Origin of the sequence: Citrobacter sp. Cu096 (genome assembly GCF_030332285.1) — a bacterium.
In the GTDB taxonomy this organism is placed as follows: domain Bacteria; phylum Pseudomonadota; class Gammaproteobacteria; order Enterobacterales; family Enterobacteriaceae; genus Citrobacter; species Citrobacter meridianamericanus.
In genome coordinates this window covers 610,787-622,856 of sequence record NZ_JAOWID010000030.1, presented here as the reverse complement: position 1 = coordinate 622,856, position 12,070 = coordinate 610,787, and the positions used below count along the sequence as shown (strand labels likewise).

The following is a 12,070-nucleotide window of genomic DNA, read 5'->3' as shown; positions in this document are numbered from 1 at the left end:
GGTCTGTCACTCCATCGGCATCACCAGCGGGTCGGGATACTGGTACTCAAACCCAAGCTCATTACAAATCCGGTTGCCATCAATGACTTTACCTTTACCGTTATCCTCACTGCCGCGAAATTCCGGCGGCTCCATCCCCAACTGACGAGCCATCTGCGGATAGAACACGTTACGCGCCGGATGCATAGGCGCACATATATTATAGATGTGTCCCCCTTTAGGCGCTTGCAGCAGTAATGTGATAGCAGAAACCACATCATCCAGATGCACCAGATTGACCCCATGGTGCCCATCTGGCGCAGTCTTGCCAGCAAAAAAACGACCGGGATGTCTCCCCGGGCCGACAAGCCCGGCCAGGCGCAAGATATCCACCGACGTGCCAGGTAAATTGTGCAGCCAGTCTTCAAGTTCTTTCAGAACACGACCGCTCGCCGTGACCGGGTTACGCGACGTCCCTTCTTTCACGGTACCCTGCACATCGCCATAGACCGATGTCGAACTGGTAAAAATAATTCTCGGGATACGGTACGCCAGCGCACTGTCGACCAGCTCCTGCATAGCCTGAAGGTAAAAGGCCTCGCCAGGACCGCTACGACGCGCAGGCAGCGTAATCACCAGCGCATCAACGTCCATCAGTGCGTCGAGATCGTCTGCCTCGCAGACCAGTTCAGGCTCAAGGCGCAGCAAATAGCTCTCGATACCGCTCATGCGGGCCGCCTCCACCCCATCTAATGTGGTTTTGCTGCCGGTAACCTGCCAGCCTCTCGCCGCCAGCGACATGGCTAACGGCATGCCTAACCAACCTAAACCGACAATTGCGACCTTTTTCATGCCTTCTCTCCTAACTTTTGGCCTATAACGCAAGGCTACGCTAGCCCACGACGACTGACAATTCATAGTATCAATATGAAATGAATTAATGATCAAAAAAAAGCCCTTGCTTTCCGTAGCTAAAGTGGTTTAGGTTAAAAGACATCAAATGAATAAACATTCATCGAGAAAATTTATGACACGCGCTCAATTTAAACACCATCATCACCATCATCCTGACTAGTCTTTCAGGCGATGTGTGCTGGGAGACATTTAAATCTTCCAGCGGTGCATGAGCGTATGAGAAAGCCCCCGGAAGATTTCTTCCGGGGGCTTTTTTTTGTGCGTGACCCAACTGATTCAGACAGGATAACGAGGAATAAAGAATGTTAGACAACACCCGTTTACGCATAGCTATGCAGAAATCCGGCCGCTTAAGCGATGATTCACGCGAATTACTGGCCCGTTGCGGCATTAAAATTAATCTTCACACCCAGCGCCTGATTGCGATGGCGGAGAACATGCCGATTGATATTCTGCGCGTACGTGATGACGATATCCCGGGTCTGGTGATGGATGGCGTTGTTGACCTCGGCATCATCGGGGAAAACGTTCTCGAAGAGGAATTGCTCAACCGCCGGGCACAAGGTGAAGATCCTCGCTATTTTACCCTGCGTCGTCTGGACTTCGGCGGCTGCCGTCTTTCGCTGGCAACCCCGGTTGATGAAGCCTGGGATGGCCCGGCTGCGCTGAACGGTAAACGTATCGCGACCTCTTACCCACACCTGCTCAAACGTTATCTCGATCAAAAAGGGGTGTCGTTTAAATCCTGTCTGCTAAACGGTTCAGTCGAAGTCGCCCCCCGCGCAGGCCTGGCTGATGCGATTTGCGATCTGGTGTCAACCGGCGCGACGCTTGAGGCCAACGGTCTGCGTGAAGTGGAAGTCATTTACCGCTCTAAAGCCTGCCTGATTCAGCGTGATGGCGAAATGGCCGACGCCAAGCAACAGCTAATCGACAAATTGCTGACCCGTATTCAGGGCGTTATTCAGGCTCGTGAATCGAAATACATCATGATGCACGCGCCGAGCGAGCGTCTGGATGAAGTTATCGCTCTGCTGCCTGGCGCTGAGCGCCCAACCATTCTGCCACTGGCCGGTGATCAGCAGCGCGTTGCCATGCACATGGTCAGCAGCGAAACTCTGTTCTGGGAAACGATGGAAAAACTGAAAGCGCTCGGTGCCAGCTCAATTCTGGTGCTGCCAATTGAGAAGATGATGGAGTGATAGCCATGAGCTTCAATACCCTGATTGACTGGAATAGCTGTAGCCCCGAGCAGCAACGAGAGCTGCTGATGCGTCCGGCGATTTCCGCCTCTGACAGCATCAGCCGCACGGTGGCCGAGATCCTTGAAAACGTCAAAAACAACGGCGACCAGGCACTGCGAGAATACAGCGCGAAGTTTGATAAAACCGAGGTCGGCGCGCTACGCGTCACCGAGGAAGAAATTCAGCAGGCCAGCAATCGCCTGAGCGACGAACTGAAGCAAGCCATGCAAGCGGCGGTGCGTAATATTGATGCCTTCCACACCGCGCAGATCCTGCCGCCGGTGGATATCGAAACTCAGCCTGGCGTTCGCTGCCAGCAGGTGACTCGTCCCATCGCCTCCGTGGGTCTGTATATTCCCGGCGGTTCTGCACCGCTGTTTTCTACGGTGCTGATGCTGGCAACCCCGGCGCGCATCGCGGGCTGCAAAAAAGTAGTGCTGTGCTCGCCGCCGCCGATTGCCGATGAAATCCTTTATGCCGCGCAGCTGTGTGGCGTAAAAGAGGTATTTAACGTCGGCGGTGCGCAGGCCGTTGCCGCGCTGGCGCTGGGTACCGAATCCATTCCTAAGGTCGATAAAATCTTTGGGCCGGGCAATGCGTATGTGACCGAAGCAAAACGCCAGGTCAGCCAACGTCTTGACGGCGCGGCCATCGACATGCCTGCTGGCCCGTCCGAAGTGCTGGTTATCGCTGACAGCGGCGCGACGCCGGATTTTGTCGCCTCCGACCTGCTTTCTCAGGCTGAACACGGCCCCGACTCACAAGTGATCCTGCTGACGCCCGACGCGACGCTTGCCGAAGGTGTTGCCGAAGCCGTTGAACGCCAGCTGGCTGAGCTTTCCCGCGCCGACACCGCACGTCAGGCGCTCGCCGCCAGCCGACTGATTATCGCCAAAGATCTTGAACAGTGCGTGGCCATTTCTAACGCCTACGGTCCGGAGCACCTGATTATTCAGACCCGTAACGCGCGTGAACTGGTTGATGATATCACCAGCGCCGGTTCGGTGTTCCTCGGCGACTGGTCGCCAGAATCTGCAGGCGACTATGCTTCCGGCACCAACCACGTTTTACCGACCTACGGCTATACCGCGACCTGCTCAAGCCTGGGTCTGGCAGATTTCCAGAAACGGATGACCGTGCAGGAATTAACCCCTCAAGGTTTCTCTGCCCTGGCCTCAACTATTGAAACACTGGCCGCTGCTGAGCGCCTGACAGCCCACAAAAATGCCGTTACCCTGCGCGTTAACGCCCTGAAGGAGCAAGCATGAGTACTGACAACTTTCTCAGCGTCACTGATTTAGCCCGGAAGAATGTTCGCGAGTTAACGCCCTATCAGTCTGCCCGTCGTCTTGGCGGTAACGGCGACGTCTGGCTCAATGCCAATGAGTACCCAACCGCCGTTGAGTTCCGGCTCACTCAGCAGACGCTAAACCGCTATCCGGAATGTCAACCGAAAGCTGTAATTGAGAATTACGCGCAGTATGCCGGCGTCAAACCGGAACAGGTGTTGGTCAGCCGCGGTGCAGATGAAGGGATCGAACTGTTGGTGCGCGCGTTTTGCGAACCCGGTAAAGATGCCATTCTCTACTGTCCGCCGACTTACGGCATGTACAGCGTCAGCGCTGAAACGATTGGTGTTGAATGCCGCACCGTCCCGACCCTTGATAACTGGCAACTGGATTTGCAAGGCATCGCGGACAAGCTTGATGGCGTGAAGGTGGTCTACGTATGCAGCCCCAATAACCCAACGGGTCAGCTGATTAACCCACAGGATCTGCGTTCACTGCTCGAAATGGCGCAGGGAAAAGCCATTGTGGTCGCTGATGAAGCCTATATTGAATTTTGTCCGCAGGCCACGCTGGCAGGATGGCTGGCTGAGTACCCACATCTGGTGGTACTGCGAACCCTGTCCAAAGCGTTTGCGCTCGCCGGTTTACGCTGTGGGTTTACGCTGGCGAATGAAGAGGTTATCAATCTGTTGTTAAAGGTGATTGCCCCCTACCCGCTCTCTACGCCAGTAGCGGATATCGCCGCCCAGGCACTGACGCCGCAGGGGATTTCCGCCATGCGCCAACGCGTAGAACAGATCCTGGAAGAACGTCAGTACCTGGTGGAAAACCTGAAAACAATTCGCTGTGTAGAGCAGGTTTTCGAGTCTGAAACCAACTATGTTCTGGCGCGCTTCACTGCCTCAAGCAGCGTATTTAAATCTTTGTGGGATCAGGGCATTATCTTACGAGATCAGAATAAACAACTTTCGTTAAGCGGCTGCCTGCGAATAACTGTCGGAACCCGTGAAGAGAGCCAGCGCGTCATTGACGCTTTACGTGCGGAGCAAGTATGAGCCAGAAGTATCTTTTTATTGACCGTGATGGAACCCTGATTTCCGAACCGCCAAGTGACTTTCAGGTCGATCGCTTTGACAAGCTCGCCTTCGAGCCGGACGTCGTTCCCGTTTTGCTCAAGCTGCAAAAAGCCGGCTTTAAGCTGGTAATGATTACGAACCAGGATGGGCTTGGCACGCAAAGTTTCCCGCAGGCCGATTTTGACGGTCCGCATAACCTGATGATGCAAATATTCACCTCTCAGGGCGTCGCATTTGATGAGGTACTTATCTGTCCGCACCTGCCAGCGGACGAGTGCGATTGCCGTAAGCCAAAAGTGAAGCTGGTCGAGCAGTATCTGGTTGAGCAAGCTATGGACGTCGCAAACAGCTATGTGATTGGCGACCGGGCGACCGATATTCAGCTCGCCGAAAACATGGGCATTCGCGGATTACGCTATCACCCCGATACCCTGAACTGGGTGATGATCGGCGAGCAGTTGACCAAACGTGACCGCTACGCGCACGTTGAGCGTAATACCAAAGAAACGCAGATTGACGTCAAAGTCTGGCTGGACCGCGAAGGTCAAAGCAAAATCAACACAGGCGTGGGATTCTTTGACCATATGCTGGATCAAATCGCCACCCACGGCGGTTTTCGCATGGAGATAGCCGTTAAGGGCGATCTGTATATTGACGATCACCACACCGTAGAAGATACCGGTCTGGCGCTGGGTGAAGCCTTAAAACTGGCATTAGGCGATAAACGCGGTATCAACCGTTTTGGTTTTGTGCTGCCGATGGACGAGTGCCTGGCGCGTTGCGCACTGGATATCTCCGGCCGCCCGCACCTGGAATATCGCGCAGAGTTTACCTATCAGCGCGTTGGCGATCTGAGTACAGAGATGATCGAACACTTCTTCCGTTCACTCTCTTACACCATGGGCGTCACCTTGCACCTGAAAACCAAAGGGAAAAATGACCACCACAGAGTGGAAAGTCTGTTTAAAGCCTTTGGTCGTACGTTGCGCCAGGCGATTCGCGTCGAAGGCGACACACTGCCCTCCTCAAAAGGAGTGCTGTAATGGACGTAGTGATTCTGGACACCGGCTGCGCCAACCTGCACTCAGTAAAATCCGCCGTCGCGCGCCATGGATACGACCCGGTTGTCAGCCGCGACCCTGACGTGGTGCTGCGAGCCGATAAGCTGTTTCTGCCAGGCGTCGGTACCGCCCAGGCGGCGATGGACCAGTTGCACGAGCGTGAACTGATTGAGCTGATCAAAGCCTGTACGCAACCGGTGCTGGGGATCTGCTTAGGCATGCAACTGCTTGGCCGTCGCAGCGAAGAGAGTAACGGCGTATCCCTGCTGGGCATTATTGAGCAAGACGTCCCGAAGATGACCGATTTCGGTCTGCCGCTGCCGCATATGGGCTGGAATCGTGTCTATCCTCAGGCGGGAAATCGTCTGTTCCAGGGCATTGAAGATGGTGCGTATTTCTACTTTGTACACAGCTATGCTATGCCGGTGAACCCGTGGACCATCGCCCAGTGTCATTACGGCGAGCCATTTACCGCGGCAGTACAAAAGGACAATTTCTTTGGCGTGCAGTTCCACCCTGAACGTTCGGGCGCGGCTGGAGCGCAGTTGCTGAAAAACTTTCTGGAGATGTAATGATTATTCCGGCATTAGATTTAATCGACGGCACGGTAGTGCGTCTTCATCAGGGCGATTACTCAACGCAACGTGATTACGGCAACGATCCTCTCCCCCGTTTGCAGGATTACGCCGCCCAGGGTGCTGAGGTACTGCATCTTGTTGATTTAACCGGTGCAAAAGACCCTGCGCAGCGCCAGATCCCGCTTATTAAAACGCTGGTCGCTGGTGTCAACGTTCCGGTGCAGGTTGGCGGCGGCGTACGTACCGAAGCGGATGTTGAAGCGCTGCTTGACGCTGGCGTCGCGCGCGTAGTGGTGGGTTCGACGGCGGTAAAATCTCCCGAAGTCGTCAAGAGCTGGTTTGCCCGTTTTGGCGCCGACGCGCTGGTGCTGGCGCTGGACGTTCGAATTGACGAGCGCGGTAATAAACAGGTAGCAGTCAGCGGCTGGCAGGAGGATTCCGGAGTTTCTCTGGAGGAACTGGTTGAGACCTATTTACCCGTCGGCCTGAAACACGTGCTGTGCACCGATATTTCCCGTGACGGTACGCTGGCTGGCTCAAACGTCGCGCTTTATGAAGAAGTGTGTGCCAAATATCCACAGGTGGCGTTTCAGTCATCTGGCGGTATTGGTGGCATTGATGACGTAGCCGCCCTGCGCGGAACCGGCGTACGCGGCGTGATCGTCGGACGCGCGCTGCTGGAAGGTAAGTTCACCGTTGAGGAGGCCATCCAATGCTGGCAAAACGCATAATTCCTTGCCTGGACGTCCGTGATGGGCAGGTCGTAAAAGGCGTACAGTTCCGCAATCATGAGATTATTGGCGACATTGTCCCGCTGGCAAAACGCTATGCGGATGAAGGTGCTGATGAACTGGTGTTTTACGATATCACCGCTTCCAGCGATGGCCGCGTAGTGGATAAAAGCTGGGTATCACGCGTGGCGGAAGTGATCGATATTCCGTTCTGCGTTGCCGGCGGGATTAAGTCCATCGACGATGCGGCGCGCATCCTCTCCTTCGGGGCGGATAAAATCTCCATCAACTCCCCGGCGCTGGCCGAACCGGAGCTTATCACTCGTCTGGCTGACCGCTTTGGCGTGCAGTGTATCGTGGTAGGCATTGATACGTGGTATGACGCCGAAACCGGCAAATATCACGTTAATCAGTATACCGGAGATGAAAGCCGTACCCGCGTCACGCAGTGGGAAACACTGGACTGGGTGCAGGAAGTCCAAAAACGCGGCGCGGGCGAAATCGTCCTGAACATGATGAATCAGGACGGCGTACGTAACGGTTATGACCTGGAACAGTTGAAAAAAGTACGTGACGTTTGCCACGTCCCGCTGATTGCCTCCGGCGGCGCGGGCACCATGGAACACTTTCTCGAAGCCTTCCGGGATGCCGACGTTGACGGCGCGCTTGCCGCCTCCGTCTTCCACAAACAAATTATCAATATTGGCGAATTAAAAGCGTACCTGGCAACACAGGGCGTGGAGATCAGGATATGTTAACGAAGCAACAATGCCGCGAGCTGGACTGGGAAAAAACCGACGGGCTGATGCCAGTCGTCGTGCAGCATGCGGTTTCCGGTGAGGTGCTGATGCTGGGTTATATGAACCCGGAAGCGCTGGATAAAACGCTCGAAAGCGGCAAAGTGACCTTTTTCTCGCGGACCAAGCAGCGCCTGTGGACCAAAGGAGAGACCTCAGGTCACTTCCTGAATGTGGTGAGCATTGCGCCTGACTGCGACAACGACACTCTGCTAGTGCTGGTTAACCCGATTGGCCCGACCTGCCATAAAGGCACTTCAAGCTGCTTTGGCGACGCCAGCCACCAGTGGCTGTTCCTGTATCAGCTTGAGCAACTGCTGGCCGAACGTAAAACCGCTGACCCAGCCAGTTCCTACACCGCGAAACTGTATGCCAGCGGCACCAAACGCATCGCACAGAAAGTGGGTGAAGAAGGCGTAGAAACCGCGCTGGCTGCGACGGTGAACGACCGCTTTGAGCTGACAAACGAAGCCTCTGATCTGATGTATCACCTGCTGGTGCTGCTGCAGGATCAGGACCTTGACCTGACAACGGTGATTGAGAATTTACGCAAAAGACATCAGTAATTTGTGGATGTAAAAAAACCGGGCAAGCCCGGTTTTTTTATGGAGATGAGCGCTTACTCTGCTTTGCCTTTGTAGCTGCGCAGCGCATTTCGCCCCAGCACCACGCCAGCCCCAATCATCCCGCCGAGCAGAACCGCCAGCACCAGGGTAATCGCTTTTTTCGGACTGTCACGACGAACCGGTAACGTTGGTTTCATCACGTAGCGGTAGGCGTGTAACTCAGCCCCATCAAGCTTAAGGCTTTCAATATCCAACAGTTTTTGTTTTGTCTGGAAATAATTGTCAGATAATATCAACGGACGTGTAGATTCGTGGTCAATCATTGATTTCAGAGCATCACTCCCCAACAGAAACATACTATCCTGCGTCACATCCTGAGTTTGCTGAATTTGCGGCTTAGTCACACCCGCCTGCAGTGCATACCGCAGCGCTTCCTGGATTTGCTTGATACGCAAATCTTTTTGCTCCTGAGCAACCACTTCCTGAGTTTTCAAGGAGTCCTGAAGCGTAGTTGTTTGCAATTTGATGTTATCAACCAGGTCAAGTTCTAGTTCTTTGGCAACCTTTTCATCTGTTTGTTGAATGTATTCAGCCAGCTGGCGCTGAGCTTCTTCTGGGGAAGCGCCAACATAAGAGACAGCCAACGGCAATGGTTGCCCTTTGACGGACTGCTCAATCGACAGTTTTTCAGGCTTTTCCTGATTATCCAGCGTTTCCGCCAATGCAGAAAATGACGTGCTAAAACGGCCAATCACATTTGACTGTAACTCAGTAACCTTAGGGGCGCTGACACCATACAACACGTTGAGTGCGTTGTTATACGTGGCAATCTGTCCAACATCCGGTTGAGTGATAATTGCTGTAGAGGTCCATTTCTCCTTAGCAACCGCTAAATAACCGACAGCACAGGCAATAGCAATAACGATAGCAACAATAATCGTCAATTTCCCACGCCACAGCTGTATCAATAAATCAATCAGATCAATCTGTTCCGGATCGTTACTGCGCCCGGATACGTTGTTATCACTCACAGACATAGATATCCTAAATGAGGAAAGCTAAAACTGGGATTAGTTTAGTCATAATTAGGCGTAATGCCATAGGATTATTGATTAAAAAGACAGATTATTTAAGTGATTTTAATTGGTATTTTAATCATTACTGAAAAAGAAGAAGTAATTTATTAAGAGTGTCAATACTCCGGGTTCCCACTCTGAACAAAAAACCGTTCAACGGGCTAAATATTGGTCAGGACTATGTCCAACGCTTTCGCACATAAAATTCACGACATGAATACATAATAGCTAACCCGTTAAATTGGCAAGCGTGAAAAAAGATAACGATTAGCTTTTTTGCCATCTAACGGTATCATTTCACTCCTGGTAGCACCTGCTGGTGCCTGGCTACCCTTTAGCCGATAAGAGGAACGAACATGAAATACCTGGTTACGGGTGCCGCTGGTTTCATCGGCTTCCACGTTAGCAAGCGCCTCCTTGAGGCAGGCCATCAAGTAGTCGGGATTGATAATCTGAACGATTACTACGACGTCAACCTTAAGCAGGCTCGTCTGGCGTTACTGGTACATCCCGGTTTCCATTTTCATAAGATTGATTTAGCCGACCGGGACAGCATGGCTGCACTCTTCGCCTCAGAGCATTTTGAACGTGTGATTCATCTTGCTGCCCAGGCGGGCGTGCGCTATTCACTCGAAAACCCGCATGCATACGCTGACGCAAATCTCACAGGCTTTCTCAACATACTGGAAGGCTGTCGTCATAATAAAATTCAACATTTACTCTATGCCTCCTCCAGTTCGGTATACGGCCTGAATCGGAAAATGCCTTTCTCAACGGAGGATTCCGTTGATCACCCCGTATCCCTGTATGCGGCAACCAAAAAAGCCAACGAACTGATGGCTCATACTTACTCCCACCTGTACGGATTGCCTACAACCGGGCTGCGCTTCTTTACCGTGTACGGCCCTTGGGGGCGTCCGGATATGGCGTTATTCAAATTCACCAAAGCGATGCTGGAAGGGAAAAGTATTGACGTCTATAACTACGGCAAAATGAAGCGTGATTTTACCTATATTGATGATATTGCCGAAGCAATCATTCGCCTGCAGGATGTTATTCCTGAGCCCAACGGGAAGTGGACTGTCGAAAGCGGTTCCCCGGCAACCAGCTCCGCGCCGTATCGCGTCTACAATATCGGCAATAGTTCACCGGTTGAGCTAATGGACTATATCCAGGCTTTGGAAGATGCTCTGGGTATTGAAGCGAAGAAAAACATGCTACCGCTTCAGCCTGGAGATGTACTGGAAACCAGCGCAGATACTAAAGCACTGTATGATGTTATTGGTTTTAAACCTGAAACGTCAGTCAAAGATGGGGTGAGGAACTTTGTTGACTGGTACCGTGATTTCTACAAAGTTTAATTACGGACCAATTTAGAATAAAAAGGCCTTTAATAAGGCCTTTTATATGAAGAGTGAGATTAATCGCTACCAAAAAGATCGCGTGTATACACTTTTTCGGCAACATCAGATAATTCTGACGTCATGCGGTTAGAAATAATAATATCTGCCTCATTTTTGAACGTATGAAGATCACGAACGACCCGAGAATGGAAAAACTCATCTTCCTCCATCACAGGTTCATAAATAATAACGGGCACACCCTTGGCTTTAATACGCTTCATGATTCCCTGAATAGAGGATGCCCGGAAATTATCGGAACCACTTTTCATGATCAAACGATACACGCCAACCACTTTAGGTTTGCGCGCAAGGATAGAATCGGCAATAAAGTCTTTGCGCGTGCGGTTAGCATCAACGATCGCGCCAATAATGTTGTTCGGCACAGACGCATAGTTAGCCAGCAACTGCTTCGTATCTTTCGGCAGGCAATAGCCACCGTAGCCAAATGACGGGTTGTTGTAATGATTACCAATTCGCGGATCCAGACACACACCTTCAATGATCTGTCGGGAGTTCAGACCAAGACTTTCAGCATAGCTATCCAATTCGTTAAAGTAGGCCACGCGTAACGCCAGATAAGTATTAGCGAAAAGCTTGATGGCTTCGGCTTCAGTTGAGTCGGTGAACAGCGTCGGAATGTCCTTTTTCACCGCCCCCTCCTGCAGCAATGCTGCAAAACGCTCCGCGCGCTCGGAACGTTCACCAATGACGATACGGGACGGATGCAAATTGTCGTACAGCGCGCGGCCTTCACGCAGAAACTCCGGCGAGAAGAAGATATTGTCGATGCCCAACTGTTCTTTAATCGAATTTGTAAAACCGACCGGGATGGTAGACTTGATGACCATTACCGCATTTGGGTTGATTTCGACCACATCGCGGATCACTGACTCGACGCTCGAGGTGTTAAAATAGTTAGTCTTAGGATCGTAATCAGTAGGTGTCGCGATGATAACGTAATCCGCATCGCGGTAGGCATCATGCTTATCTGTCGTGGCGCGGAAATTCAGTTGCTTCGTCGCCAGATACTCTTCAATCTCTTTGTCAACAATCGGTGATTTCTTCTGATTCAGCATCTCAACTTTCGCCGGAACAATATCCAGCGCGACCACTTCGTGGTGCTGGGCAATCAGAATACCGTTCGACAAACCTACGTAACCTGTTCCTGAGATAGTTATCTTCATTCGCTCTGTAACTTCTTCCGGTTAAACATTTGTGGGTAAACAGACCGCCAGCATTGTGGCGTATCGGCTCAGCATGTCGTCAGTATATCGTGATTTGCCACAACACCGGCTATCAGACCTGGCTGAATCCCATTTTTTGGCAATAAAAAAGCCCGGAGGAACGCTCCGGGC

The 12,070-nt window shown here is 52.2% G+C and carries 13 protein-coding genes and 1 other annotated feature; of the genes, 10 read left to right on the top strand and 3 right to left on the bottom strand.

The genetic code is table 11. The annotated features are described in order from the left end of the window. Positions 1-6 precede the first annotated feature (6 nt). Positions 7-831: an SDR family oxidoreductase gene (locus OGX99_RS17205; protein ID WP_187252212.1), complete on the bottom strand. Its 825-nt coding sequence runs from the start codon at positions 829-831 to the stop codon at positions 7-9. A 175-nt stretch (positions 832-1,006) separates the two neighbouring features. Here OGX99_RS17205 and hisL point away from each other — a divergent pair, with 175 nt between their 5' ends. From hisL to hisIE, 9 genes are all read left to right on the top strand, one after another. Next, positions 1,007-1,054: a his operon leader peptide gene (gene hisL, locus OGX99_RS17200; RefSeq protein WP_100250077.1), complete on the top strand. Its 48-nt coding sequence runs from the start codon at positions 1,007-1,009 to the stop codon at positions 1,052-1,054. Continuing rightward, positions 1,030-1,152: a sequence feature (His leader region), on the top strand. Its footprint overlaps the gene before it by 25 nt. 44 nt (positions 1,153-1,196) lie before the next feature. Further along, positions 1,197-2,096, top strand: coding sequence for an ATP phosphoribosyltransferase (gene hisG / locus OGX99_RS17195; RefSeq protein WP_003030161.1), 900 nt, complete (start codon positions 1,197-1,199; stop codon positions 2,094-2,096). 5 nt (positions 2,097-2,101) lie between these two features. Then, the gene (gene hisD / locus OGX99_RS17190) at positions 2,102-3,406 is read left to right on the top strand and encodes a histidinol dehydrogenase (protein ID WP_187252211.1); all 1,305 of its coding nucleotides are present in this window, start codon (positions 2,102-2,104) and stop codon (positions 3,404-3,406) included. Continuing rightward, complete coding sequence (hisC, locus tag OGX99_RS17185) at positions 3,403-4,482, top strand: histidinol-phosphate transaminase (protein ID WP_286544377.1); 1,080 nt, start codon at positions 3,403-3,405, stop codon at positions 4,480-4,482. Before hisD ends, hisC begins: the two co-directional genes overlap by 4 nt. Further along, on the top strand, positions 4,479-5,546 hold the full coding sequence (hisB, locus tag OGX99_RS17180) for a bifunctional histidinol-phosphatase/imidazoleglycerol-phosphate dehydratase HisB (protein ID WP_286544374.1): 1,068 nt from the start codon (positions 4,479-4,481) through the stop codon (positions 5,544-5,546). The genes hisC and hisB overlap by 4 nt, the downstream gene beginning before the upstream one ends. Further along, the gene (gene hisH, locus OGX99_RS17175) at positions 5,546-6,136 is read left to right on the top strand and encodes an imidazole glycerol phosphate synthase subunit HisH (RefSeq protein WP_003844282.1); all 591 of its coding nucleotides are present in this window, start codon (positions 5,546-5,548) and stop codon (positions 6,134-6,136) included. Before hisB ends, hisH begins: the two co-directional genes overlap by 1 nt. After that, the gene (hisA, locus tag OGX99_RS17170; RefSeq protein ID WP_151224688.1) at positions 6,136-6,873 is read left to right on the top strand and encodes a 1-(5-phosphoribosyl)-5-[(5-phosphoribosylamino)methylideneamino]imidazole-4-carboxamide isomerase; all 738 of its coding nucleotides are present in this window, start codon (positions 6,136-6,138) and stop codon (positions 6,871-6,873) included. The genes hisH and hisA overlap by 1 nt, the downstream gene beginning before the upstream one ends. Further along, complete coding sequence (gene hisF, locus OGX99_RS17165) at positions 6,855-7,631, top strand: imidazole glycerol phosphate synthase subunit HisF (protein WP_019077116.1); 777 nt, start codon at positions 6,855-6,857, stop codon at positions 7,629-7,631. Before hisA ends, hisF begins: the two co-directional genes overlap by 19 nt. Further along, positions 7,625-8,236: a bifunctional phosphoribosyl-AMP cyclohydrolase/phosphoribosyl-ATP diphosphatase HisIE gene (gene hisIE, locus OGX99_RS17160; RefSeq protein ID WP_003838954.1), complete on the top strand. Its 612-nt coding sequence runs from the start codon at positions 7,625-7,627 to the stop codon at positions 8,234-8,236. The genes hisF and hisIE overlap by 7 nt, the downstream gene beginning before the upstream one ends. 53 nt (positions 8,237-8,289) lie before the next feature. Here the strand turns inward: hisIE and wzzB are convergent, their stop codons facing one another. After that, a complete protein-coding gene (gene wzzB, locus OGX99_RS17155) occupies positions 8,290-9,273 on the bottom strand; it encodes an LPS O-antigen chain length determinant protein WzzB (RefSeq protein WP_151219742.1) in 984 nt (327 codons plus the stop codon). A 395-nt stretch (positions 9,274-9,668) separates the two neighbouring features. On the opposite strand from wzzB, the gene OGX99_RS17150 reads away from it, so the two are divergent. Continuing rightward, the gene (locus OGX99_RS17150; RefSeq protein ID WP_151219743.1) at positions 9,669-10,673 is read left to right on the top strand and encodes an NAD-dependent epimerase; all 1,005 of its coding nucleotides are present in this window, start codon (positions 9,669-9,671) and stop codon (positions 10,671-10,673) included. 59 nt (positions 10,674-10,732) lie between these two features. On the opposite strand, the gene ugd is transcribed toward OGX99_RS17150, so the two are convergent. Beyond that, positions 10,733-11,899 (bottom strand): UDP-glucose 6-dehydrogenase, encoded by a 1,167-nt coding sequence (gene ugd, locus OGX99_RS17145; protein WP_151219744.1) that lies wholly within the window; start codon positions 11,897-11,899, stop codon positions 10,733-10,735. Between the last annotated feature and the right edge of the window lie 171 nt (positions 11,900-12,070).

Bases quoted from the DNA above. Each gene is read 5' to 3' on its own strand.
- OGX99_RS17205 (WP_187252212.1), bottom strand. From the start codon at position 831: ATGAAAAAGGTCGCAATTGTCGGTTTAGGTTGGTTAGGCATGCCGTTA.
- hisG (WP_003030161.1), top strand. From the start codon at position 1,197: ATGTTAGACAACACCCGTTTACGCATAGCTATGCAGAAATCCGGCCGC.
- hisD (WP_187252211.1), top strand. From the start codon at position 2,102: ATGAGCTTCAATACCCTGATTGACTGGAATAGCTGTAGCCCCGAGCAG.
- hisC (WP_286544377.1), top strand. From the start codon at position 3,403: ATGAGTACTGACAACTTTCTCAGCGTCACTGATTTAGCCCGGAAGAAT.
- hisB (WP_286544374.1), top strand. From the start codon at position 4,479: ATGAGCCAGAAGTATCTTTTTATTGACCGTGATGGAACCCTGATTTCC.
- hisH (WP_003844282.1), top strand. From the start codon at position 5,546: ATGGACGTAGTGATTCTGGACACCGGCTGCGCCAACCTGCACTCAGTA.
- hisA (WP_151224688.1), top strand. From the start codon at position 6,136: ATGATTATTCCGGCATTAGATTTAATCGACGGCACGGTAGTGCGTCTT.
- hisF (WP_019077116.1), top strand. From the start codon at position 6,855: ATGCTGGCAAAACGCATAATTCCTTGCCTGGACGTCCGTGATGGGCAG.
- hisIE (WP_003838954.1), top strand. From the start codon at position 7,625: ATGTTAACGAAGCAACAATGCCGCGAGCTGGACTGGGAAAAAACCGAC.
- wzzB (WP_151219742.1), bottom strand. From the start codon at position 9,273: ATGTCTGTGAGTGATAACAACGTATCCGGGCGCAGTAACGATCCGGAA.
- OGX99_RS17150 (WP_151219743.1), top strand. From the start codon at position 9,669: ATGAAATACCTGGTTACGGGTGCCGCTGGTTTCATCGGCTTCCACGTT.
- ugd (WP_151219744.1), bottom strand. From the start codon at position 11,899: ATGAAGATAACTATCTCAGGAACAGGTTACGTAGGTTTGTCGAACGGT.